Genomic DNA, 24240 nt, shown 5'->3' with positions numbered 1-24240 from the left:
GGGTCTGGGGGGGGTGGGGAAGGAGGATGGGGAAGGGGGGCGGATGGAGGGGGCCGGTACGGGGAGTAGGGGGTCGTGTATATGGGGAGGGGAGATGGACCTGCGGGGTTGCGGGGCTACGGGGCTACGGGGCTACGGGAGAGGGAAGCCTCAGCCGCCGCTACGTCCACCCCGCCCGGCCCGCTCACCCTCACCGCTGCCGGCGCCCGCACCAAAGGCGCCACCGATGGAGAGGCCATCGGCCGGATCACGCGGCTCGCGGCCCCGCCCCCGCTCGATCAACTGCCGTACGAGAGCGATGAGTTCGGCAGGTTCGAAGGGCTTGGCGAGAAACGCGTCGACGCCGACGTCGAGCCCGCTGTCGACCTCGTACTGCGTGCAGGCGCTGACGATGGCGAGGGGCAGATCACGGGTCCGGGGGTCGCTGCGCAGCCGAGCGGCGGTACGCAGCCCGTCCAGCCGAGGCATGACGACATCGAGGGTGACCACATCGGGCTGAACCTGGTGAATGACATCCAGACACTCGGCACCATCGGCCGCGGTCACGACCTCGAGACCCTCCAGCTCGAGATTGACCCTGATCAACTGCCGGATGACCTTGTTGTCGTCCACAACAAGCACCCGACCCGACGCGCCTGGCACAACTCGAGAGTAGGTCCGGACCGGCCACCGCGTCCGGGTTTTCCCCACTTCCACCCCCTGCGAGCGACCCGGCCCGCCTTCCTGCCCACATCCCCGGCCACATCCCCGGCCACGCCCCTGACCACCTCCCTGATCACCGAGAAACCTGTTCATGGACACCCGTAGGGAGCTGGTAGGGTTCTACCCGTCGCCGCGATCACCGCGACGGACACGCCCCCGTAGCTCAGGGGATAGAGCAACGGCCTCCGGAGCCGTGTGCGCAGGTTCGAATCCTGCCGGGGGCACAGACGCCAGAACAGCGTGATCTCACCGCTGACCTGCTGAAGTGCCAGACATCAAGAGCCGGGCCCAGTCTCACTGGGCCCGGCTCTTTGTCGTTGTTACGCAGTGATCGCGACAGATCTGCAAAAGGACCGTGCACAACACTGCGCCCCCTCTGCTGGAAAGTAGCTGATCACTTCCACGATGGGCCGTACCCTCGATTCACCGCCAAACAAGGAGAGGGCTTGGCAAGCATCGACTGGGGAACTGCCTCTGCCTGGCTAAGCGCAGTAGCGACAGGCGGCTCCCTCACCCTCGGCTTCCACATCATCCTCGGAGATCACAAGAAGCAGGAGGAAGCGGACGCTACTGAACTTAACTGGGTGATGTCGGGACTGACCAATCGGCATCACCCATTCAAGTTCAGTAACCTGCAGCACACGGCCTCCCCTTCTGAATCGATATGCCTTCGCCCAGCAACTCAAGCTTCCCGCGAGATGGGCCACGATCTAATTCCCCGAACGCACACAGCCTCGTAGGCCACGACCGAGCTCGTTCGTCGCGAATGCGGCGACGTCACCGCACTGCCACATGCACCGATGCCACATTCAGCGAAATAGCGACTTTTACTGCAGGAGTCCTTCAATGCCGAAAATGCCCAGCAACGCACAAACCTTGATCCTGCGAATATTTGACGCATGGAAAGAGGAGAACCTTCCCGCCGTTGACGGCGGAACAGCTTTTGAGATCTTCTCCTCGGAGTTGGCATTGCGGCCCTTTGGCCTAGGAATCGAGGAAATCCAGGCAGGCGTCGTAGGTGGCGGACAGGACGGCGCAATCGACTCAGTCTATGTATTCTTCGATGACACTCTGCTAGATGAAGACTCAGACGTCGTTTCAGATACGAGCCGTCCAGCCGAATTTGGTCAAGACAGGAACTTGGAACTCTGGGTAGTCCAGGCAAAGAGAACTCCTAGCTTTGCCGAGGATGTGGCAGAGAAACTTGAGAACACAATGCGTCGACTGCTGGACCTGTCACAGTCCATCGAATCCCTTTCCGTCTTGTATAACCCAACACTCCTCACACGCTTTAGCATCTTCCGCAACGCATGGGAGAAACTCATCACTCGCCGACCCAGGATTAGCGTGAATGTAATTTACGCAACACCGGGCGACTCTAGCAATATCACGCCGCAATTTGAAGCAAAGTTGAACGCTTTGAGGCAAGTGATCGTCTCATCGGTTCCGGATGCACGTACGGCATCCGTGGAACTCCTTGGTGACAAAGAACTGTTGGCGAGGTACAACGAACGCCCGCCATACACCCTGGCAATGAACTACCAAGAAAGCGCTACGAGTGGGGAGTCACATGTAGCCATTGTGAAGTTGCGGGACTACTACGATCTGATCGTTGACGAGAACGGCCGACTTCGTCGCCATCTCTTCGAGTGGAATGTCAGGGACTACCAGGGAAATGTCTCGGTGAATCAAGAGATCCGCCAATCTCTAACCTCACCCGATAGCCCTGAGTTCTGGTGGCTAAACAATGGCGTAACGCTCATTTGTAGCGAGGCAACCAGTACAGCCAAGACATACTCACTGTCTAACATTCAGATCGTAAATGGGCTGCAGACGAGTCATGAAATCTTCGAGTCACTCAGGGGTGATGATTCAGCAGAGGCCGGCGGGCGTATGCTACTGGTGCGGATCATCGTCACTGACGACGCCGCCACAAGGGATCTGGTAATCAGAGCAACGAACCGTCAGACTGCAATTACAGACGCGTCTCTACGTGCAACAGACGAAGTTCAGCGAAATATCGAAAACTATTTCTTGACCCAAGGCTGGTACTACGACAGAAGAAAGGGATACTACAAGAACGACGGAAAAGACCCCTCTAAGATCGTAAGCATTCAGTTCCTCGGGGCGTCCATCACTGGCATGGGCCTAGCACGACCCGACAAAGCACGCGGAAAACCGTCTTCGTTGCTGAAAAATGACGAAGACTACCGCCTCGTGTTCAATTCATCAATCGACCTCCAAGTCTACCTGTGGGCTGCCAGGCTGCAACGCCAAGTGGATGGTTTCATTTTGTCGGACGCTGCCGAAGCGAACGTGTCACAGAAGAGCAATCTAAAGTTCCATCTTTCAATGCTTATCGTGGAGCTATTGAATGGTGCACCCGTCCGACGGCCGCAGCAGCTTCGTGCCCTTTCCTCAGAGAACGCCGGCGTGGACGACGTTGTGCTTAAAGATCTTTTCGAGAAGCTCAAAAAATGGTCTGCTACCTACCTTCATCGAGAAGGTGTAATTCTGGAACGGGCAACGAAAGCCCAGCGGTTCAGCGAATATCTGCTGACTCAAGCGCAGAATTTTCGAGCAGGTAACTCCTAGCCCTGTCCACGTGGAAGTGCACAGACGGAACAACGCTCGGGAGTCATGAGGCTTATCGCGTCAGTACGCCGTTCACTCGCGATCGCTGGTTCCCGCTTGACGGTCTCGAATGTCTCGTATCTGTGCAATTATCGGGTGCCTGGAACGCGGATCTCTACTGAGTCTCTATTGAGCTTTAACTCGGGCTGTCGTAGCTGCTGACAGAGCTTGATCCCCGCGGTACGTCGTCTCTTATGAGGCGTGCGCAGGGTGGCTGTCTGTCGGACGAGAGCCGGCAGTTCCGCGAGGGGATCCGGTTGAGGGCGGCCGAGCGGTTCGCTGCGGGTGAGCCGAGTTCGGTGATCGCGAAAAAATTACGGGTCAAGATCCGGTCGGTGCAGCGGTGGCGGCGGACCTGAGGGCAAGGGCGGTTCGCGGGCGCTTCGGTCGGCGGGTTCGGCCTCACCGTCGCGGCTGAGTGAGATCCAGTTCGTGCAGCTGGAGGCGGAGTTGACCAAGCGGCCGGTGGCACATGACTGGCCGGATCAGCGATGGACGCTGTCGCGGATCAAGACCGTGATCGGCCGTCGCTTCCACAAGAGCTACACCCTGCAAGGAGTGTGCAAGCTGCTGATCCCGCACGGCTTCTCCTGCCAGATCCCGGCAAGGAGAGCCATCGAACGCGACGAGGAGGCCATCTGCGGCTGGGTGAAAGAGACCTGGCCGCAGGTAAAAGGACCGCGGCGGCTCTCGACGCCTGGATCGTCTTCGAGGACGAGTCCGGCTTCTCGATGACGCCGCCGACCGCCCGCACCTGGGCACGGCGCGGACAGACGCTCATGGTCCGGGTTCGTGGCCGTTCCCGCCACCGGATCTCCGTCGCCGTTCTGACCTACTACAAGCCTGGTGAACGCTCCCGGCTGATCTACCCGCCGCGCCGTGACAACGGCCGATGCGACGGACACAAGAGCTCTCCTGGACCGACTACCGTGACCTGCTCATCACCGCGCATGCCCAGCTCTGCTGGCCGATCTTGCTCGTCTGGGACAACCTCAACGTCCATCTCGCCTACGGAATGCGGAAGTTCATCGACCAGCAGGACTGGCTAACCAAATACCAACTGCCCTCCTACGCATCCGACCTCAACCCAATCGAAGGTGTCTGGTCCCTGCTGCGACGCGGCTGGCTGTCCAACACCGCGTTCACCACGCCCGAGCACCTCATCCAGACCATCCGCCACGGAATGAGGAAAATCCAGTACGGCCCGCACCTCATCGACGGATGCCTCGCCGGAACCGGACTGTCACTCACCTCCAACGACACCATGAGTTCAAGCTCAGGAGCCGCCGTGGAGCAGCGTCCAGAGCCGTACGGCTAGGCCCCGCCGACCCCAACAGGCCAGCTACTGAACTTGAACTCGTGCTGTCGGGTGTTGTCAGGGCCGACGGCGCGCTGTCCCGTGACCGAGAACGGGGCCTGCTGCTGGATCTGACGGACCGTGCGGTTACTCTCAGCCCACCGCGGCCTCGTCCGTGGCCAAGCCAACGCTTTGGTCTGTGAGGAGCACTCCGATGGCTCGCACCACCCCGCCACGTCCGCTCGATGTCGAGACGCTGTTCCCTGAGGTGGCCAGCTACCGGAAGACGGCCGTTCGCCTGCATCCGCGCCTCGGCGATCCGAGCGCGCGGGAAAGCTCGCTCGGCGGACCCGTGCTCTGGCCGTTCTCGGAGTCCTGGCCCCACTGCCAGGACGACCACCCGCGCACGGCGTTCTCCCCTCCCGCCCAGGGACCGATCCCGCTCGTCCCGGTCCTCCAGCTCTTCGCGGCCGACGTGCCTGACCTGGTCTTCCCCAGCGCCACCGATCTGCTGCAGGTGCTGTGGTGCCCCTTCGATCACGAGGACGGTTACGTTCCCCGCCCCGAGATCTATTGGCGAGACGGCTCCCTGAGCGACCTGCAGCCGGCCAACCGACCCCGCCCGACCGGCGCTGACAACGACTACCTTCCGGACCCGTGCGTCCTGCACCCTGAGCGTGTCACCGACTACCCCAACTGGGACCTCCCGGACGAGGTCGCCGACGCGCTCGAAGCCAGGTTCGAACAGCTGGAGGAGGAAACCGGCTGGTCTTACTGGTCCCACCTCTCCGTGTCGGACGGCGTCAAGGTCGGCGGGTATCCGACGTGGACGCAGGAGCCCGACTGGCCGACGTGCCCGACATGCCGTGTGCGCATGGAGCATCTCCTGACGATCAGCAGCAACGAGTTCGATGGCGAGAGTTGGCGCAGGTGGCTGCCCATCGAGGACACCCCGGCCATGGGAACCATCTGGGACCTTCCATACGAACAACGCACCGCGATCCAATGCCCCCCTGGGCTCATGCTCGGCGACATGGGCGGCATCTACCTGTTCGAATGCACCAGCTGCTCCGACAGGCCCTTCGCGTACCGCTCAGATTGTTCTTGACTGCGCGCTGCTTCGGTCAAAGGGCCAAACTGGTGCCCGCGAGGCAGCCGTCGATCACTTCGGGGCAGTACTGCAGCATCTTGAGCTTGCGCTTCACGGCCCGGGTGATCTGACCGAGGTCGGCCGCGGCGAGATTGCCGACGTCGCGCTTGACCAGCGACCGCACGCCTTCCTGAGGGTTGAGGTCCGGGGCATAGGTGGGCAACTGGAACACGGTGAGCCACTCGACGTTCGCGGCGATGAACTCCCGCATGTCAACCGTCAGGTGCAGGCGGACGTTGTCCCAGACCAGCACGATCGGGCCGCCGAGTTGGATACGGGCGCGGACGATCAGGTCGCGGAACTCGCGCCAGCCGAAGCCCTTCGGCTCGTCCCTGCGGCCCCGGTACTCGCGAATCGCGTAGATCAGCCGGGACCGCTCGCCCGGCTCGTAGCAGGCCATGCCCGCCATCGACACCCGCCCGGAGCCCCGGACCCTCACCCTCACGACCGGAGTCTGGCCGATCCGGCTCCAGGTCCTGGCACGCGGCGGAGCCATCGACTACCCGGCCTCGTCCTCGAAGACGATCCAGGCCCCGCGCTCCGCCGCGGTGCTCTTACCCGCAGCCAGGTCTCCCTCCTCCACACCTCGACTGTGTAGGAGACATGGAACAGTCGGCCGATCAGCGTCTTGATCCGTGCCGGCGTCCACCGCTGGTCCGCCCAGCCGTGAGCCGGCGGACCGCGCTCCAACTCACGCTCCAGCCTGGCGATCTGAACTTCACTGAACCGAGGTCTTCCCGGTGACCCCTTCGATAGGACTCCCGCCTCGCCAAGCTCACGCCAGGCCCGGCGCCACCGCTCCATCGATCACACGCTGACACGCTGGGCAGTGGCAATCTCCGCGTTCTTCCGGCCGCCCTCGAAACGTTCCACGACCTGGAGCCGTAACCGCTCCCGCGTGGTTCTCTCTGCGTCGGTCAGCCCGCCGCCCTGCGCGTACCTCACACCCAGGGCTAACGGTGCAGACAACGAGCTGTCAGCCGAACGGGACCGACATCACCCAATCAAGTTCAGTAGCAAATCCACTTGGCTCGGCGGTCCTCGCTACTTGTCCGCCCGGTACAGCTTGATGTCCCTGTTCACGAACAGGTGGACGTAGCCGCAGCGCCAGCAGATCAGGCCGGTGGCGTTCTCGTCGGCCCAGGCGAGTTTCATGAATTCCATGCCGGTGCTGTTGAGGAGGACGCCCCGGTCGCGGAACAGATCTCCTTGGCAGACCTGGCACTTGAGCCAGATGTCTCCCACCGCTGCGCGTACCGGTTTCTTCGCCATCGCCTGAACTCCCCGTGCCTGCCGTGTGGTTGGGCCGAGGTTACCCGGGTTGAGGTCCGGCGCAGACGTGAGCGGCGCGCCGCCCCTGGCTGGGGAAGCGCGCCGCAGATGTCACGTCATCGCCTGAGCGTCATGACGTCGTAGTGCGGGTGGTGGTCAGCGGTGGCCGCCGCCACCGTGGCCGCCGCCGTCGTGACCGCCGCCTCCGTTGTGGCCGCCGCCACCGTTGTGACCGCCGCCACCGTGGCCCCCGTCGTGGTTGCCCCACGACTTGTCGTCGACGAGGCGGCGGTGGTCGTTGCGGAGGGTGGCGGTGTCGGAGCGGTTGTCCCAGGTGTAGTTGTGGCGGTCCTGGTAGAGGTCGCGGTTGGTGTCGCGGCCGACACCGGTGTGGACGCGGACGGTGGCGTGGCCGTCCAGGCGGTAGTGGTGGAAGGTGTAGGTCTGGCCGTCCTTGTTCGAGAGCTTCCAGCCGTCGAGGTTGACGGCACTGCGGGTGTGGTTGGTGATCTCCACCCACTCGTTGTTCAGGGAGCGGTTGGAGCGGTCCTCCGGTCCCGGAGAGTCGTACTGCACGCGGCTGATCTCCACGTTCGCCCGGGCCGCGTGGTGGTCGGCAGCGGTCGCCGGCAGTGCCGCCGCGCCGACGAGAGCGCCGGCCGCGAGAGCGGCGGCGGCCAGACGGCGGACGGACACGGAAGGTGAAGAGGTCACGGGTTCCCCCAGCATGGTGCGGGCACCTCCCTGGATACGGCTACGGCCGGATCCCGGGCTGTGCGGTGTGCGGGTGGCGGCCTGTTGGCCGCACACCCACACCTTCTCCACCGGGCGGTCGGGATATGAGCGATACGTGAATCGTGTTACGAGTCAGTCGTGTTTCCGTGACTGTCGCCTGTACCGTCCATTTATGTACGTGATGCACCAGGTTGACGCCCCGGCCGGACAACAGGCGTTGCGGGCACTGGGCCGAGCTCCGCGTTCGCCACGGTGCGCCACCCCGGGCCCGCCGGGAGCGTCACCCGAAAGTGAGTAACGGCGGGCCTCCCACCTGCGCATTGTTACTGGTAGTAACAGTTCTTCGCCGTTCCTGATGCCGGGTCACCGAACACCCCGTTGGTGCACGGGGTGCCCCCGTTGAACGACCCGTAGAAGTACTGGCCGTTCGCTCCGTACGCCACCTCGTGCGTGCCCGAGAAGGAGCAGGCCCCGTTCTCCGCCGCGCACGTCGTCCACGTCGCGAACGACGGGGGCGGGCCCATGAGGTAGCAGGACTTCGCCGTGCCCGAGATCGGGTCACCGAACACCGCGTTGGTGCACGCGGTGCCGCCCGGCAGCGTGGCGTAGCGGTACGAACCTGCTGCGCCGTACGCGACTGTCATCACGCCGGAGAAGGCGCACGTGTTGTTCTCGGCGGCGCAGGTGGACCAGATGTTCGTTGCCGGGGGTGCCGTCTCCGCGTAGCAGGACTTCACCACTCCGGACGACGGGTCGCCGAAGACCGCCGTGGTGCAGGGAGTTGAGCCGGTCGCCGTCGTGTAGTTGAAGCGGCCGTTCGCGCCGAAGGCCACCGCGGACGTGCCGTTGAGGGTGCAGGTGCCGTTCTCGGCGGCGCATTGGCTCCAAGTGCCGGGCAGGGCTTGGGTGGTGGAGCCTGTGCTGCTTCCTGTTGTGGTGTACGCCGCTACGTAGTCGACGCTCAGCGTGCCGCCCGATGTCGTCGAGCCGGACGGCGTCGTGCAGCCGCAGGCCGCGTTCGGGAACGTGCCGCCCATCGCCAGGTCCAGGATGATCGACTGGTTGTGGTCGAAGGCCGCCTGCCAAGTGGCCGCGCCCACCTGGGACTCGGCGACCGAGTAGTAGGCGTTGCCGTCCAGGTAGAACGTGATCGTCTCGGCCGAGGTGTTGGTGCGGTCGAGGATCATCGCGTACGTGTGGAAGCCGCTCTGGCAGCCGGAGCAGGCTCGCAGGCCGCTGCTGATGCCCGTGCCCTCGTTGCAGGGGCCGCCCGGGGACGTGCCGCAGTGGATCGTGCCGGCCACGTCGGAGAGGGCGTTGACGTCCTCCATGATGTCGATCTCGCCGTTCTCCGGCCACTGGCCCGGGCCCAGCATCCAGAACGCGGGCCAGTAGCCCAACCCGCTTGAGGGGCTGGGCTGTTGGATGGACGCGGCCACCTCCAGCTTGCCACCCGCCGGTGCGCCCACGTTCGCCGTCGGGGTCTGGATACGGCCCGAGGTCCACGAACTGCCGGAGCCCAGCGCGGTGATGTCCAGGTTGCCGTTGCCGTCGAGGTGGGTGTTGGCGGTGGAGTCGGTCATCGTCTCGATCTCACCGGTCCCGAAGCTGGAACCCGGGCCGGTGTCGAACTTCCAGTTGGCCGACGAAGGGGCCGACCCCGCCGAGCCGTTGAAGTCGTCGGTGAAGACGGTGGACCAGCCGGCGGGGGCTCCGGGGGCCGCCGCCAGCGCGGGCTGGGTGGTCGTGGTGCCGTAGAGCAGGGCGACCATCGGGGCCAGGGTCGCCAGCCAGACCAGGCGTCGAGACCTCGATTTCGACCTCGGCTTCGAACTTGGCCTACGTACGGCGGTCTGCGCGGGCCGCCCTTTCGACTTCGATCTGAACATCGTCCGGCCTTCCTCGTGAGGAGTGCGTTACTGGACGTAACAGGACTTGCTCGTTCCGGAGACCGGGTCTCCGAAGACCGTGTTCGTGCACGGGGTGCCCCCCGTGTAACTGCCGTAGAAGTACTGGCCGTTGGCGCCGAAGGCGACCTCGTGGGTACCGGTGAAGGTGCAGGTGCCGTTCTCCGCGGCGCAGGTCGTCCAGGTCGTGGTGGTCGGGGGTGCGCCGACGAGGAAGCAGGACTTCGCCGTGCCGGAGATCGGGTCGCCGAAGACCGCGTTGGTGCAAGGGGTGCCGCCCGACAGAGTCGCGTAGCGGTACGAACCCGCGGCGCCGTACGCGACCGTCAACACCCCGGTGAAAGCACAGGTGTTGTTCTCGCTCGCGCACTGCGACCAGACATTCGCGGTCGGGGGTGCGGGCTGGACGTAGCAGGCCTTCGCGATGCCGCTGGCCGGGTCGCCGAAGGTCGCCGTCGTGCAGGCCGTGCCCGAACTGACCGTCGTGTAGGCGAACTTGCCCTGTGCGCCGAAGGCCACGGTCTTCGTGCCGGAGACCGCGCAGGTGCCGCCCTCCAGCGCGCACTGGGTCCAAGTGCCGGGCAGGGCAGGGTTTTCCGTCGGGGAGACCGTGCCGGTGGCCGCGTAGCCCACGGTGTACGAACCCGGTTGGACACCACGGAAGTAGATGTAGTCGGCGTCCTGGTCGGCGCTCGTCACTCCCGTCGCGCCGGTGAACGAGGTGCCGTTCCAGGCGGTGCTGCCGTTGATGGTGACGGTGTGGTTCTGGCCGAAGCGCGGGACCGCGATCACGCCGGTGGAACCGGAGTTGGTGCCCGTGTCGACCTGAAGGGTGAAGCTGCCGTCGGCCGGGTGGTCGTAGCTCGCGTGGACCGTTTTGCCTGCGGCGACCGTCAGGGTGCCCTCGACGTGGGTGAGGTTTCCGGGGTGCGGTACGACCTGGTAGGCGGCGCCGCCCGCGCTCGTCGGGGCGATGCCCAGGACGTCGGAGGTGAGGGCGCCGGTCGGGCCGGTGGACCAGCCGTGGGCCATGCTCGTGAACGAGCCGGGGTAGGCGGTGAGGTCGCCCTGGGGTGAATAGCCTTCCCAGAACGTGCTCTTGGTGCCGATCGGCGAGTCGAGCATGAAGCCCCACTCGGTCCTGATGAGGTTCAGCGCGTTGGTGTCGTCGCCCGCCGCGAAGTGCGCGTACACCTCCATGGAGCCGGTGAACGGCGAGATGTTGTTGCTGAACTCCGGGGTCTGGGCGCCCCTGCTGCCCCAGTTGGTGCGCAAGTAGGCGGCCACGCTGCGGGCTTGGGTGATGCCGGGGACGACGCCGTACCAGACGGCCAGGGAGTTGCCGTCCTGCGGGTGGAGCGAGCTGGTCGGGCTGTCCTTGTACGCGCCGGGCGATGAATCCCAAAGGCGGGCGTTTATCTGGGACTTGAGGGATGCCGCCTTACTGCTGTAGGTCGCGGCCAGCGTGCTGTCGCCCTCCGCCTGGGCCAGGGTCGCGCCGGTGGTCAGGACGCGGTAGAGCATGGCGTTGGCCGCGATGTTCTCACCGCCCTGGCCGCTGCGGGCCCAGTCGAGGGTGCCGGTGACGTTGAGGAGGCCGTTGCTGTCGATCTTCGCGGTGATGAAGTCGACGCCCCGCTTGTACTGGGCCCAGATGCCGTCCAGCCAGGCCTTGTCGGCGGTGTCGAGGTAGTACGTGGACGTGCCGATGAGCGTCCACATGTGGTACGTGTCCGAGCCGAAGAAGTTGAACTCCGGTCCGCCCCAAGGGAGTTCACCGGTCGACTTCTGGATCTGGTAGAGCGTGGTCAGGGAGTTGCGGGCGGCGGTCAGGTCGTCCGTGCTGACGTAGGCGGTGGGGAGCGAGATGCCCAGGTCGCCCGGCCAGACGGAGCGGTCGCGCTTGGCGCCGTCGACCAGGACCTCGCTGCCGACGCCCACCGTGGCGTTGTTCTCCCAGCCGGAGGACACCGGCGGGTACACGCGGCCCTGGGTGGGGTCGATGGTGTTCAACTGGACTGTGTACGCGCCCGCGTACCAGATCCGGTTCAGCTCGTCGTCGTTGGAGTAGAAGTAGTCCGGGTACGCGGCCGGGTTCGAAACTCCGGGCGCGGCCGTGAAGTTGAGGGAGACGCCGTTGACGTCCACCCAGCCACCGGAGTTGAGGAACAGGGTCAAGTAGCGGAAGCCGCCGCGCAGTTTGTCTGTGGGCATGGTCCAGCTGCCCGCGCCGCCCACGGTCGCGTAGATCGCGCCGTCCGTGCCGCCGGCCGAGTTGTCGCTGCTGGTGCCGGTGTAGAGCGAGGACTCGCTGAACGCCAGGCCGACGCTCTGGCCCGCGCCGCTGGCACCGGCGAAGTTCAGGGTGACGATCCCGCCGACCTCCTTGCCGAAGTCCAGGGTGACCGCGGAACCGTTGCCGTTCAGGCGAGTTGACTGGTGGGACAGCACGTTCGCCGGGTTGCCGACGGAGCCGCTCGTGCCGTAGACGGCGGTGGGGGCGAGGGTCCGGGAGGTCGGGGAGAGGTTGTAGGGGTCGCCCGGGGTGGCTGCCGCAGAGGCAGTGGCGGCGGCCGCGGGTGGTGGGGACTCGAGCGATACCGCGGCTGCCGCAGAGGCAGTGGCGGCGGCCGCGGGTGGTGGGGACTCGAGCGATACCGCGCCGCCGAACGCCAGGCCCAGCGCGACGACGAGCGCGATGCGGAACGTGCGTTTCATGAGGCTGCTTCTCCTCGTTCGAGCGGCGGTGCGCGGAGGGGGAAACCTGGTGGAACCCTCGGCCGGCGGATTGAATCGTTCAATCCGCCGGGCCGAAGGAGCCGAAGCGGCCCAGGAGTTACTGCACGTAGCAGGACTTCGCCGTACCCGACACCGGGTCGCCGAAGACCCCGTTGCTGCACCCGGTGGACCCGGACACGGACCGGTACACGTACCGTCCGGCCGCGCCGTACGCCACCTCGTGGGTGCCGGAGAAGGTGCAAGTGCCGTCCTCCGCCGCGCAGTTGGTCCAGGTGGCGAAGGAGGGCGGTGCGCCGATCAGGTAGCAGGACTTGACGGTGTTGGCGGCCGGGTCGCCGAACACGGCGTTGGAGCATGCCGTACCGCCGGGCAGGGTCGCGTAGTTGAAGGAACTGCCCGCGCCGTAGGCCACCGTCATCACGCCGGAGAAGGCGCAGGTGCCGCCCTCGGCGGCGCAGGAGGTCCACACGTTGGTCGCGGGCGGGGCGGTCTGGCCGTAGCAGGACTTGGCGGTGCCGGAGATCGGGTCGCCGAAGACCGCGTTGGTGCAGGGCGTGGAGCCGGTCTCCGTCGCGTAGTTGAACCTGCCGCTCGCGCCGTAGGCGACCGCCGTCGTGCCGCTGACCCCGCAGGTGCCGTTCTCGCTCGCGCACTGGGCCCAAGTCCCGGGCAGGGACTGGACAGTTGAGCCGGTAGCCCCGCCACCGCTGCTGCTGCCGGAGGTGAACGCCTGGAAGATACGCGCGAAGTCACCGGAGTTCTGGCTGACGCCGCTGCAGGTGCTCTGCGCCGAAGTCGAGCCCGCACAGCCGCCGTTGTCGCGGTTCTGCGACCAGTACGACGTGAGCGCGATTCCGCGTGAGGCGTCGAAGGCCTCGACGCTGCGGGCGTTGTCGAGGGTGAAGACCTCGCCGGCGCTGTCGTTCTGGCCGATCATCGGGGTGTTGCCGAGCTTGGCGTACGCGGCGGAGGTGGAGATGCCGAAGGCGCTCGCGACCTGGCTCGCCGCCGCGTCCACGGACGTGTTGGCCGCGTTGCCCATGTCGGTGCCCGAGGAGCCGTAGTCCATGGTCATCAGGTTGACGACGTCCGGGGTGAAGCCGTTGGAGCGGGCGTTGTTGAGGACGTTGACGCCGTCGCCGGACAGGCCGCTGGGGAGGGCGGGGAGGGTGACGGAGATCGACAGGGCGCGGCCGTTGTTCGCGGCCCAAGTACGCACTTGGGCAAGGGCCTTGTCGCGGCGGTCGATGCCGGAGGAGTTGGTGAGGGACGCCGACTCGATGTCGAAGTCGACGTGCGAGAGGTTGAAGGTGGTGATGACGTTCTCGATCTGCGCTGCCGCCGCCTCCGGGCTGGAACAGGAGTCGCCGATCTCGGTGAGGGCGGTGTCGGAGGTGTAGCCGCCGAAGGACACGGAGACATCGCCGCCGAGGCCGCGGATGCCGTCGATCTGCGACTGGAGGGCGGACTGGCCCGGCACCTGCCACTGACAGCCGGGGCCGTCGACGAACGCGGCGGTGAAGAACTTGGTGCCGTAGTTGTTGGCCACGTCGGTGAGGGAAACGTTTCCCGAGCCCGCGTCGAAGTACGGGGCGAAGACGTGGGCGGGCCAGGCGTTGGGGGAAGATGCCGCCGACGCGGGGGTCGCCGTGGTGAGGCCGGCCGCCGCGAGGGCTCCGGTCAGCAGGGCGGCGGAGACGAGCGAGCGGGACAGGGAGCGGGTGAGGGAACGGGAGAGGGAACGGGATCTCGATCGGGTACGCATGCGCGACCTCCACGGGGGGGACGGGGGGTGAATCGATTCAATCCCTGCGCGATATTGGTGCAGACCAATTCGCTGTGTGGGCTCAGGGAAGCAGTGTTGACAGGGGCGAGTCAAGGCAAGGGCGGGTCAAGGGATTTGGGGAGCTGTCACCGGTGTCGTGACGGGCACGGATTGGTTGCGGGACGGTGCCGCTCCCCCTCAACTCCCTTGCGTCGGAGGCACCATGACGACTTATGGGGACCTTGAGCGGGGGCCGGGATCGCTACGTCGACTTCTTGCGGGCGTGGGCGATCGTGCTGGTGGTGTTCGGGCACTGGCTGATCACCGGGCTGGTGCGGGATCCCGACGGGGTGATCAGCGCACCGGAGTTGCTCGCGACCGTGCGCTGGACCCAGTGGCTGACCCTGGGGTTCCAGATCATGCCGCTGTTCTTCCTGGCCGGCGGGCATGCGGCCGGCGGTTCGTGGGCGCGGGCCCTCAACGAGGGGCGTACGGCGAGCGGTTGGGTGGGACAGCGGGCGCTGCGGCTGCTGCTGCCTGCCGGGGTGTACAGCGGGCTGGTGCTGGTCGCTGTCGCGATCTGCTCGGCGGTCGGGGTGGATCCGGGCATCCTCGCGCTTGTCGGGTGGGCGATGGCGATGCAGTTCTGGTTCCTGCCGGTGTATCTGCTGCTCAGTGCGGCAACTCCCGTGCTGTACGCGGCACATCGGCAGTGGGGGTTGCGGGTGCCGGTGGTGATGGGGGTGGTCGCGGTCGGCGCAGATGCGGTGGTGGTCGCGGTGCACGCGCCTGTTGTAGGGCTGCTCAACTACGTGCTCGTGTGGGGTGTCGCCTATCAACTGGGCTTCTGCTGGCGGGACATGCTGCTTGTCGAACGGTCCGGCCTGTCTGTCTGCATGGCCGTGGGTGGTGCCGCTGTCTTCGCCGTGCTGGTCGCGTTCGGGCCGTTTCCGGTGAGTCTGATCCTGGTGACCGGGCAGAGTCCGAGCAACACCAATCCGCCGTCCGCCGCGATGCTGGCCTGGGCGGTTGGGCAGGTGGGGGTGGCGCTGTTGCTTGCGCCGGTGTTGCGGCGGCTGTTGGAGGGGGAGCGACTCTGGCGCGTGGTACGGCCGTTGGGTGGCGCGAGTATGACGCTCTACCTGTGGCACATGTTGCCGGTGCTGATTGTTGCCGCGGCCTTCTATCTCACCGGGCTTGCTCCCGAACCGGCCTATGGGTCGGGGAGTTGGTGGGTGCTGCGGGTGCCGTGGGTGGTTGTGCTCGGGGTTTTGCTGGTGGGGGTTGTAGGGGTGCTGGGGCCGTTGGAGCGGGGGCTCTCCGTGGTGTACGAGCGGGCGCGGCCCGGTGATGTCCCGCGTCGGGCTTGGGCGTTGTGGGGCGGGGTGGCGGCGAGTGTGAGTGCGCTGATCTGGTTTGCCGGGCATGGGTTCGCCTATGGCGGGCGGTTTCCGGTGGTGCCTGCGGTGGGGCTTGCGGTGGGGGTGGGGCTGGTCATGGTGGCGGGGCGGAGTGTGGTGGAGCCGGTTGTGCGCCTTGGCGTCTGAGTGGCTTGTGTTGTCTTGCGAGTGCGGGTGCGTTGGGGCTGGTCGCGCAGTTCCCCGCGCCCCTTAAGGGGGTTGCGCTGGCCGGTACCGGTCAGAGTGACGGGGCGGGACGGCTTGCGCCGGTCCGCCCCGTCGGGGGTCAACGGCCTTAGTGCCTACGGCACTTCGCGAGGTCGATGCGGACTATCTGGGGGTCGTGGTCGCTTGCCTGGTCGGCGAACTCGGCGTTGATGTGGACTACGTCGTAGTTGAAGGACGTCACCGCGGGGCTGGTGAGGATGTGGTCCAGGGTTTGGGAGTTGCCGTCGTAGACGTAGGTGTAGCGCTCGGCGGCGGGGAGGGTGGTGATCAGGGGCTTGAGGACCTTGTCGGCCGTCAGGGTGGTCACCGTCTGGGAGAACTCGTAGTCGTTCAGGTCGCCGAGGACTACCGCCTTGGCGTTCTTGTCGGCTGCGAGGAGGGACTTGACGAAGGTGTTGACCTCTGCCGCCTGGGCCGCGCGCTGGGTTTCCGAGCTGCGGGCCGGGGGCTGGTAGCGGCCGTGGATCGGCTGGTCGCCGCCCTTGGAGATGAAGTGGTTGGCGATCACGAAGACCTGCTCGCCCTGGAAGGTGAACTCGCCGACCAGGGGCTTGCGGCTGTCCTCCCAGGCCGCGTTGGTCGGGTCGATCCGGCCCGGGGAGTAGGTGAGTTCGACGCCCTTGCGGGTCTTCACCACGCTCGTGGCGGTCGTGGCGTCGCCGCCCTTGTGGTCCGTGAAGGAGACCCGCTTCGGGTTGAAGAGGAAGACTTGGCGGATGTTGCCGCCGGGCTCGCCGCCGTCCGCGTTGTTCGTCGGCGAGATGTAACGCCACTTGTACACCGGGCCGCCGGCCGCGCGGACCGCGTCCGTGAAGCGCTTCAGGGTGCCCTCGGCCGTCACTGTGCCGTCGTTCGTCGCGCCGTTGTCGTCCTGGATCTCCTCCAGGGCCACGATGTCGGGCGAGTTGAGGTTGACCGCGACGCCCTCGGCGAGCCGGTCGAACTTCTCCTGGGTGTCGAGCGCGTCCAGGTTCTCCACGTTGTACGTGGCGACCGCGAGCTCGTCCTTCTTCTGACGCCGGGTCACTTCCTGCTTCAGGCCGTTGTCGACGAGCGTGCCGAGCTGGGTGGCCTGGACGTTGTAGCCGCCGTAGGTGGAGTAGTCGAGGGGGCCCGTGGTCGTACCTGAGAGTTCGTCACCTACGTTGGCCGCGGGGAAGGTTGAGGTGGTGTCGAGTGACATCACCTCTATACGGCCCGTGTTGGGCTGGTCGTACGACGAGTACAGGGTGCCGCCGCGTGCCGTGGCGTTCTCGTTCGGCTTGACCGTGACCCACAGTTCGCCGTAGGCGTCCGAAGCGCCGACCACCCTCGCGTCGGCGAAGGTGACCCGCATGCCCTCCAGGGACTCGTAGAAGTCCTGGGCGTAGACGGTGGGTTGGAGCGGGAGGGACTCGATGCTGCCGCCGGACGCGGTCGGGACGTAGGCGTCGGGGACCGAGGTCGCGTCCAGTGTCACGGCGTCCGGCAGGGCGTTGCCGCTGGAGAGGACCGTGGTGGTCGGGCCGCCGATCTCGGTGTTCGACTGGCTGGTGCTGCTCGGGTAGTACTCGCTGACCTTGCCGGTGACCAGGACCGAATCGCCCACCGCCACGGTCGGCCTGGTGGAGCCGGTGTAGACGAAGACCGCCTCGCTGGTGCGCGGGTCGGTGTCAGGGGTCGGGTCCTGGATCCAGTAGCCGAGGGAGCCGGTGGAGCGGACGCCGGTGACGATGCCGGGGACACGGGTGACCGTCTGGCCGGAGTACGGCGAGAGGCGGGTCGTGCCCTGGACGTCGTGGACGCGGACCGTGCCGGGGTCGGTCGGAGAACCGCCGTCACCGCCGTCACCGCCGCCGTCCCCCGAACCGGGCGTCTGGCCCGCCGAGTTGACCGGTGTCGGGGTGCCGGCGGTGAAGTCGGCCGCGTTGTCGTCGGTGTCGGCGAGCGAGTCGGCGCGGGCGACCGCGGCCGTGTTGGAGGCGCCGGTGGCCGGGCCGCTGCCCTCGCGGACGACCGCGGTGCCGTAGCCCGTGAGGTCGACGATGCTCGGGTCGGCCGCGCAGTCCGCGGCGGTCTTGCAGGTCAGCGCGGTGGTGCCGGAGACCAGGGCGATCGTGCCGGAGGTGGCGCTCATCGCGATCGAGCCGGTGGCGTCGGTGGTGGGCAGCGCGGTCGTGCCGCCGCTGCCGGTGCCCTCGCCGACGAGGTAGCGGGCGCCGGGGGCGATCGCGCCGGTGAGGGCGGTGACCTGCCAAGTGGAGCCGGAGGACGGCGTACCGGGCAGGTACTGGACGCTGTAGCCCGACAGGTCGTAGGCCGCCGAACCGGCGTTGCCGAGTTCGACGAAGTCCCGGGTCAGGGTGGCTCCCGAGTTGCCCCCGCCGCCGTACACCTCGGCAATCACCGCCGATGCGGAGGGAGTTGCGGACGCGGTGGGCAGGGCGGTGAAGGCGAACGCTCCCGCCGCGCCCACCGAGACGATCGCTTGGGCGGTGCGGCGGGCGCGGGGTCTGCGCCCTTCAGGTCTGGACACGCTGGCGGTCTCCTCGTACTTCGTGTAGCTGCCGATACCGGGTGCCTGTGGGGAGTCGGCTCAAGTTACGCGCGTAGAAAGGGAGTTGCCAGAGGGCCTCACGTTAAATCCAGGGAACAAGTGAGCGCGGGGGCGGGCGCGACGGCCGCGAAAGTGATGTTCCACACATATTCGCAGTGATCAACTGGGGCAACTCGCCCTGTTTCGGCGGACCTTGAGAGCCCTCGGGGCGCAACAGGTTCATCTTTCAACCGTAGCTTTTTCCGGTTTCGTCCATTTCACTCGGGATGGTTTGCCGTAGGGCATAAGTCCGTTCAGTCCCCAGGAAGTGTGCGAGATATGTCCAATTCATCCGATTCATCGCAAGTTCCCTTCGCTCCCCACCCGGTGACCGCCGCCGAAGTCATCCCGGGCGATCTGATCGCCCTGACCCCGGCCGACGCCGAACGCGCCTGCTGGTACGTCGTCACCCACACCCTCCCCGAGACCCCCGAGACGATCCGCGTCTCCCTGCGGCCACCGCTCGGCGGCACGGATCACGACGAGGTGCTCGGCCGCGACCGCCGGGTGATCAGCGGGTGCCGTCGACTGGATGTCGGGGCGGTGCCGCGACTCGTCTCCGACGACCTCGCCGTCGTCGAGTTCCGGGAGGGCGACCGGGTGGGTTCGCTGCGGGTGGTGGATCCGGGGGCGGACGAGGTGTCGTACGTGCGGCGGTGGGGGGTGTGGCACCGGGATCTGGACGGGGGGTCGGGGGATGACGTGCTGACCATACGGAGGTTCGGGGGTGGGGTGCGGCTCCGGTGGCGGGGGGCGGTGGCGAGTTCGTCGTACGGCATCATCCGCGGCCGGAGCGGGTGGCGGCCGCGGGTGGGCCGCGGCGGGTCGTGGTCACCGGGCTGGGGGCCGTGACGCCGCTGGGGGTCGGGGTCGACGAGTTGTGGCGCGGGCTGCTCGACGGGCGGCACGGGATTCGGGAACTGGACGGGGAGGAGTTCGCGGAACTGCCGGTGCGGGTGGCCGGGACCGTGCCCGTCGATCCGGCGGAGCTGCTGCCGCGGCAGGCGGCGCGGCGGATGAACCGGTCCGCGCAGTTCGCGGTGCTGGCCGCGCGGGAGGCGTGGGGTGACGCCGGGTTCGTGGCGGGCGGCACGCGGGAGAGCGGGCTCGATCCCGAACGGGTCGGGGTCAGCCTCGGGGCGATCCTCGGGGACGCGTCCGTGCTCGTCGGCGGCGACCGCAAGCTGCGGGACAAGGGGCCGCGCGGCGTCTCACCGCTCACCACGCCCATGACGGTTCCGTCGCAGGCCGCGTCCCAGGTCTCCCTCGACCTGCACATCACCGGCGAGGCCCGCACGGTGACCGCGGCGTGTGCCTCCGGCACGGAGGCGATCGGGGCAGCCATCGACCGCATACGGTACGGCCGTGTCGACATCGCCCTCGCGGGCGGGGCCGAGGCGGTCGTCACGCCGGCGATCATGGCGTCGTTCGCGGCGATGCGGGCGTTGTCCACGCGGGGGTTGGCGGACGGGTCGTCGCCGTCACGGCCGTTCGGCAGGGACCGGGACGGGTTCGTGAACGGGGAGGGGGCGGGGGTGCTCGTCCTGGAGGCCGAGGAGCACGCCCGCGCGCGTGGGGCGCGGATCTACTGCGAGGCGGCCGGGTGGGGACTGTCCGCCGACGCGCACCACATGGCGGCGCCGGATCCGTCGGGCGCCGGGGTCGCGCTCGCCGTGCGGCGGGCCGTGCGGGACGCGGGCGGGCATGTCGTGGACGTCGTCCATGTGAACGCGCATGCGACGGCGACGGTGGAGGGGGATCTTGCCGAGGCGGGGGCGTTGCGGGCGGTGTTCGGCCGCAGAAACGTTCCTGTCACGGCGGTCAAGGGGCATCTCGGGCATCTGCAGGGGGCTGCGGGTGGGGTGGAGGCTGTGGTGACGGTGCTGTCGTTGCATCACGGGGTGGTGCCGGCGACCGTGGGGGTGGCGGGTGAGCTGGATGACTCGATCGGGCTTGATGTGGTGACGGGGGTGGCGCGGGAGTTGCCCGGGGGTGGGGATCTCGCGTTGAGCAATTCGTTCGGGTTCGGGGGGCACAACGCGGTGTTGGCGCTTCGGCGGGTCGGGTAGCGCCGCGCGGTGAGCGGCCGGGGGGGGCTCCGGCTCAAGCCGTGCGCTTGCGGGGAGTTGCCTTCTTTGCCGGGGTCTTCTTCGCGGTCGCCGTTGTCTTCTTGGTCGTCCGCGTCGACTTCTTCGCCGACGTCGCGGACTGGGACCGTGACTGGGCCTTCTTCGTCGTCGTCTTCTTTGTTGCCGTGGAGGTCGACTTCTTGCCGGGGGTCTGTTTGGGGGTCGCTCGGGGGGAGATGCGTCTGACCTCGGCCTTTGTTTCCGTTTCCTTGGCTTCCGGTTGCTCGCCCCGCGACTCCTTTGCCTCTCGGACGCTCTTCTCCAGGGCCGCCATCAGATCCAGGACCTTGGCTCCGGGGGCCGGGGACGGGGGCGTCGCGGGCTGCTCTCCGGAGGCCTTCGCGGTGATCATCTCCTCGACCGCCTCGCGGTAGTCGTCGTGGAGGTCGGCGAGGTCGACCTCGCCCAGCGTGTCCATCAGGGCGTCCGCCAGGTCGAGTTCCTTGTCGCGGACGGTGACGTTCGTGTCGGGGGCTACGCCCTCGGGGACGCGGATCTCGTCCGGCCAGAGCAGGCCGTGCATGGCGATCACGTCGTCGACCACGCGCAGCATGCCGAGGCGTTCGCGGCCCCGTAGCGCGTACTTCGCGATGGCCACCTTCTGGCTGCGCTTCAGCGCCTCGCGCAGCAGGGTGTACGGCTTGGCCGCGGGGACGCCGTTCGCGGAGAGGTAGTACGCCGCGTCCATCTGGAGCGGGTCGATCCGGTCGGCCGGCACGAACGCCACGATCTCGATCGTCTTCGCCGTCGGGATCGGCAGCTGGGCCAGATCCTCGTCCGTGATCGGGATCATCGTGCCGTCCGCGTCCTCGTACGCCTTGCCGATCTCGGCCTGGGCAACCTCGCGGTCCTCCAGTTCGCAGACCTTGCGGTAACGGATGCGGCCGCCGTCCTCCGTGTGGATCTGGCGGAAGGAGATGGAGTGGCTCTCGGTCGCGTTCACCAGCTTGATCGGGATGCTGACCAGGCCGAAGGAGATGGCGCCGTTCCATATGGATCGCACCTGCCGCACCCGCCTTCCGATTTCGGCTCGCGTCCGGTTCATCATGTTTTCGTGGGATTCTCATCGTATGACGCCGATCACCGAGGTGGAGGGGCGAAGGGTCGCGCTCAGCAACCTGGACAAGGTGCTGTACCCGGCGACCGGGTTCACCAAGGGCGAGGTCCTGCACTACTACGCGACCACCGCCGAGGTTCTGCTGCCCCATCTGCGTGACCGGCCGGTGTCCTTTCTGCGGTATCCGGACGGACCCGAGGGCCAGGTGTTCTTCACCAAGAACGTGCCTCCCGGTACGCCCGACTGGGTCACCACCGCGGAAGTGCCCCGGTCGGAGGGGCCGGCGCGGATGGTGCTGGTGCAGGATCTGGCGTCCCTGATGTGGGCGGCGAATCTTGTCACCGAGTTTCATACGCCGCAGTGGGTGATCGGGGCGCCGGGTCTTGCCGACCGGCTTGTCTTCGATCTCGATCCGGGGGCGCCTGCGACCGTCGTGGAGTGTTGTGAGGTTGCGGTGTGGCTGCGGGAGCGGCTGGCTGTGGATGGGATCACCGCGTACGTGAAGACGTCCGGGGCGAAGGGGTTGCATCTGTTGGCGGGGGTGGCGCCGGTGTCTTCGGAGCGGGTCGTCTCGTACGCGAAGGCTTTGGCCGTGGAGGCGGAGGCTGCTCTGCCTCGGCTTGTCGTGCATCGGATGACGCGGAGTCTGCGGGTGGGGAAGGTGTTCGTCGACTGGAGTCAGAACGCTGCGCGGAAGACTACGGCCGCGCCCTATACGTTGCGGGCTCGGGCGGTGGAGTGTGTGTCGGCGCCGGTGACGTGGGAGGAGGTGTCTGCGTGCGGGGACCCGGATCAACTTGCTTTCAGGGCTGGGGAGTTGGAGGTACGGCTGCTTGAGTACGGGGATCTGCTGGAACCGTTGCTCGACGCCGGACTAGCGGGGGGTCTGCCTTGACGCGGGGATGCGTGGGGATATGCCGGGCCTTCTTCAAGTGAACGTTGGGCCACTCGCTTCTTGGCCAGTGTCGGGCTTCCGCGGCCCGAGTAAAGGGCGCTCCGCTGCGCTACGCGTCGCCTGCGGCGATGGCCCTGCGGGCCACCCTTGACTAGGTTCTGTCCAGCGGATCATGTGACTGTCGGGTGACTGGCTCGTTGTTCTCGGCATGGGGCGGGGTGATCTGACGAGCGCGGAGTGGGTGCGGTTGGAGCCGCATCTGCCTTCTTCAGGGCAGCGCGGTGGCCGGTGGAACGACCACCGCACGGTGATCAACGGGATCCTGTTCCGGGTCCGCACCGGCATACCGTGGCGTGACCTGCCCGAGCGTTTCGGCAGTTGGAAGACCGTGTACGAACGTCACCGGCGGTGGTCGGCGGACGGCACGTGGGACCGGATCCTCACCGCCGTCCAGGCGGACGCCGACCTGGCCGGCCGGATCGACTGGAGCATGGTCGGCGTGGACTCGACGTCCTGCCGTGCTCATCAGCACGCGGCCGGTGCCCGCAAGAGGAAGCCGCGCGTCCCGAAAAAAGGACGACGCCCCGAAACCACCGCCCCGACGAGGGACTCGGACGGTCCCGGGGCGGTCTGACATGCAAGATCCACCTCGCAGGCGAAGGCGGATGCCGCCCCATGGCTCTGCTCGTCACCCCCGGTCAGTGCGGTGACGCCCCACAGATGATCGAGGTCCTCGACCGCATCCGCGTTCCCCGCCGCCAGCGCGGACGCCCACGCACACGGCCCGACCACCTCAGCGGCGACAAGGCATACAGCTCACGCCGAAACCGCCGCCACCTGCGAAGACGCCGGATCAAGCACACGATCCCGGAGCCGAAGGACCAGCGGGCCCACCGCAAACGACGCGGCAGCAAGGGCGGCCGACCCGCCGGCTTCGACAGCGAGACCTACAAACGCCGCAACGAGATCGAACGGACCATCAACCGGCTCAAGAACTCCCGCGCTGTCGCCACCCGTTACGACAAGAGGGCCTACGTCTTCCACGGCACCGTCACCACCGCAGCCATCAGGCTATGGCTCCGACCATGATCCGCCGGACAGAACCTAGGGCCGCTCCAGCCCGTTTCAGAAGCGAGCGAGCGGCCCGGAGGGATGGGTGGCCAGGTAGGAATCCCCTTGTCTGAACTGTGTTGCCGGCCGGTATGGAGGGACGCGCTGCCGTCTCGCCAGCACGCCGCCTCGGCTCAGCGGCCAACCCCCGGTGGGTGGTTGCTGGAAGCCGGGGGCAAATCTAACCACCCTCACAACCTTTGACCGGTTAGAAAAGACCCCGGCTTCCAGAGGGGCGGAGTCGAGGGCCGGGGGTGGGTGGGGCTGGGAAGTGTGACACTTCCGCTTCGACTGTCACACTTCTGCGGACCAGGTGTCCGGGGAGGGCCGACCGATCGGCAAACGGGGGGCCGCCGCCCGGGGCACCGCCCGAGCCTCACCGCCCAGGAAGTCCCCACTGGGAAGTCCCCACCGGCAGATAGCCGCTAAGCCCACCCGGCGTGCTGGCGAGACGCGGACGCGGCCCCTCCACACCGGCCGGCAACACAGTTCAGGCAGGGGGATGTCTGCCTGGCCACCCGTTCCTCCGGGCCGCTCGCTCGCTTCTGAAACGGGCTGGAGCGGACCGTGTCAAGGGTGGAGCGAAGCGGAATCGGCGGAGCCGACGCGTAGCGCAGCGGAGCGCCCTTTACTCGGGCCGCGGAA

13 protein-coding genes, 1 tRNA gene and 3 pseudogenes are annotated in these 24240 nt (G+C 67.0%); 8 read left to right on the top strand and 9 right to left on the bottom strand.

Annotation, left to right across the window (positions count from 1 at the left end; translation table 11 throughout):
• Positions 1 to 150: 150 nt before the first annotated feature.
• Positions 151 to 690 carry a response regulator gene (locus tag OO69_RS20415; protein WP_078652501.1) on the bottom strand — a complete coding sequence of 180 codons (540 nt, stop codon included), beginning with the start codon at positions 688 to 690 and terminating at the stop codon, positions 151 to 153.
• A gap of 164 nt (positions 691 to 854) precedes the next feature.
• On the opposite strand from OO69_RS20415, the gene OO69_RS20410 reads away from it, so the two are divergent.
• The 4 genes and pseudogenes from OO69_RS20410 (at position 855) to OO69_RS20400 (ending at position 5741) form a co-directional block, all read left to right on the top strand.
• A tRNA-Arg gene (locus OO69_RS20410) sits at positions 855 to 926 on the top strand.
• Between the two features lie 631 nt (positions 927 to 1557).
• The gene (locus OO69_RS50240; RefSeq protein ID WP_158713407.1) at positions 1558 to 3297 is read left to right on the top strand and encodes an AIPR family protein; all 1740 of its coding nucleotides are present in this window, start codon (positions 1558 to 1560) and stop codon (positions 3295 to 3297) included.
• Between the two features lie 233 nt (positions 3298 to 3530).
• A pseudogene (locus tag OO69_RS53890) lies at positions 3531 to 4654 on the top strand (IS630 family transposase).
• Positions 4655 to 4847: 193 nt separating this feature from the next.
• A complete protein-coding gene (locus OO69_RS20400; protein ID WP_033282143.1) occupies positions 4848 to 5741 on the top strand; it encodes a DUF1963 domain-containing protein in 894 nt (297 codons plus the stop codon).
• A gap of 16 nt (positions 5742 to 5757) precedes the next feature.
• On the opposite strand, the pseudogene OO69_RS53885 reads toward OO69_RS20400, so the two are convergent.
• The 6 genes and pseudogenes from OO69_RS53885 to OO69_RS20370 form a co-directional block, all read right to left on the bottom strand.
• Positions 5758 to 6728, bottom strand: a pseudogene (locus tag OO69_RS53885) (transposase).
• A 99-nt stretch (positions 6729 to 6827) separates the two neighbouring features.
• Positions 6828 to 7055: a hypothetical protein gene (locus OO69_RS20390; RefSeq protein WP_033282142.1), complete on the bottom strand. Its 228-nt coding sequence runs from the start codon at positions 7053 to 7055 to the stop codon at positions 6828 to 6830.
• A gap of 156 nt (positions 7056 to 7211) precedes the next feature.
• On the bottom strand, positions 7212 to 7784 hold the full coding sequence (locus tag OO69_RS20385; protein WP_033282141.1) for a lamin tail domain-containing protein: 573 nt from the start codon (positions 7782 to 7784) through the stop codon (positions 7212 to 7214).
• 329 nt (positions 7785 to 8113) lie between these two features.
• On the bottom strand, positions 8114 to 9562 hold the full coding sequence (locus OO69_RS20380) for a glycoside hydrolase family 16 protein (RefSeq protein ID WP_234444486.1): 1449 nt from the start codon (positions 9560 to 9562) through the stop codon (positions 8114 to 8116).
• Positions 9563 to 9706: 144 nt separating this feature from the next.
• On the bottom strand, positions 9707 to 12415 hold the full coding sequence (locus OO69_RS50225) for an MGH1-like glycoside hydrolase domain-containing protein (RefSeq protein WP_078652496.1): 2709 nt from the start codon (positions 12413 to 12415) through the stop codon (positions 9707 to 9709).
• 118 nt (positions 12416 to 12533) lie between these two features.
• A complete protein-coding gene (locus tag OO69_RS20370) occupies positions 12534 to 14201 on the bottom strand; it encodes a chitinase (protein WP_051801129.1) in 1668 nt (555 codons plus the stop codon).
• Positions 14202 to 14434: 233 nt separating this feature from the next.
• Between OO69_RS20370 and OO69_RS20365 the strand changes: the two genes are divergently transcribed.
• A complete protein-coding gene (locus OO69_RS20365; protein ID WP_033282140.1) occupies positions 14435 to 15748 on the top strand; it encodes an acyltransferase family protein in 1314 nt (437 codons plus the stop codon).
• Between the two features lie 148 nt (positions 15749 to 15896).
• Here the strand turns inward: OO69_RS20365 and OO69_RS20360 are convergent, their stop codons facing one another.
• Positions 15897 to 18284, bottom strand: coding sequence for an endonuclease/exonuclease/phosphatase family protein (locus OO69_RS20360; protein ID WP_078652495.1), 2388 nt, complete (start codon positions 18282 to 18284; stop codon positions 15897 to 15899).
• Positions 18285 to 18683: 399 nt separating this feature from the next.
• Between OO69_RS20360 and OO69_RS48870 the strand changes: the two are divergent.
• Positions 18684 to 20473: pseudogene (locus OO69_RS48870) on the top strand (beta-ketoacyl-[acyl-carrier-protein] synthase family protein).
• A gap of 34 nt (positions 20474 to 20507) precedes the next feature.
• Here the strand turns inward: OO69_RS48870 and OO69_RS20350 are convergent.
• On the bottom strand, positions 20508 to 21545 hold the full coding sequence (locus OO69_RS20350; RefSeq protein WP_033282139.1) for a Ku protein: 1038 nt from the start codon (positions 21543 to 21545) through the stop codon (positions 20508 to 20510).
• Positions 21546 to 21603: 58 nt separating this feature from the next.
• On the opposite strand from OO69_RS20350, the gene ligD reads away from it, so the two are divergent.
• Positions 21604 to 22485, top strand: a complete 882-nt coding sequence (ligD, locus tag OO69_RS20345) for a non-homologous end-joining DNA ligase (protein ID WP_033282164.1) — start codon at positions 21604 to 21606, stop codon at positions 22483 to 22485.
• 208 nt (positions 22486 to 22693) lie between these two features.
• Positions 22694 to 23574, top strand: a protein-coding gene (locus OO69_RS50220) for an IS5 family transposase (RefSeq protein WP_106971076.1) whose coding sequence is annotated in 2 segments (ribosomal slippage) — positions 22694 to 23054 and positions 23054 to 23574 — 882 coding nt in all. Because the reading frame shifts where the segments join, the coding sequence is not laid out codon by codon here.
• The last annotated feature ends 666 nt before the right edge of the window (positions 23575 to 24240 follow it).

The sequence above is a fragment of the Streptomyces sp. NRRL F-525 genome (assembly GCF_000716605.1).
Classification (GTDB): Bacteria; Actinomycetota; Actinomycetes; order Streptomycetales; family Streptomycetaceae; genus Streptomyces.
The sequence above is the reverse complement of the archived record's forward strand: the minus strand, read 5'-3'. Positions and strand labels throughout refer to the sequence as shown.

Coding starts and splice junctions, on each gene's coding strand:
- OO69_RS50240 (WP_158713407.1), top strand. CDS start 1,558: ATGCCCAGCAACGCACAAACCTTGATCCTGCGAATATTTGACGCATGG.
- OO69_RS20400 (WP_033282143.1), top strand. CDS start 4,848: ATGGCTCGCACCACCCCGCCACGTCCGCTCGATGTCGAGACGCTGTTC.
- OO69_RS20390 (WP_033282142.1), bottom strand. CDS start 7,055: ATGGCGAAGAAACCGGTACGCGCAGCGGTGGGAGACATCTGGCTCAAG.
- OO69_RS20385 (WP_033282141.1), bottom strand. CDS start 7,784: ATGCTGGGGGAACCCGTGACCTCTTCACCTTCCGTGTCCGTCCGCCGT.
- OO69_RS20380 (WP_234444486.1), bottom strand. CDS start 9,562: ATGGTCGCCCTGCTCTACGGCACCACGACCACCCAGCCCGCGCTGGCG.
- OO69_RS50225 (WP_078652496.1), bottom strand. CDS start 12,415: ATGAAACGCACGTTCCGCATCGCGCTCGTCGTCGCGCTGGGCCTGGCG.
- OO69_RS20370 (WP_051801129.1), bottom strand. CDS start 14,201: ATGCGTACCCGATCGAGATCCCGTTCCCTCTCCCGTTCCCTCACCCGC.
- OO69_RS20365 (WP_033282140.1), top strand. CDS start 14,435: ATGGGGACCTTGAGCGGGGGCCGGGATCGCTACGTCGACTTCTTGCGG.
- ligD (WP_033282164.1), top strand. CDS start 21,604: ATGACGCCGATCACCGAGGTGGAGGGGCGAAGGGTCGCGCTCAGCAAC.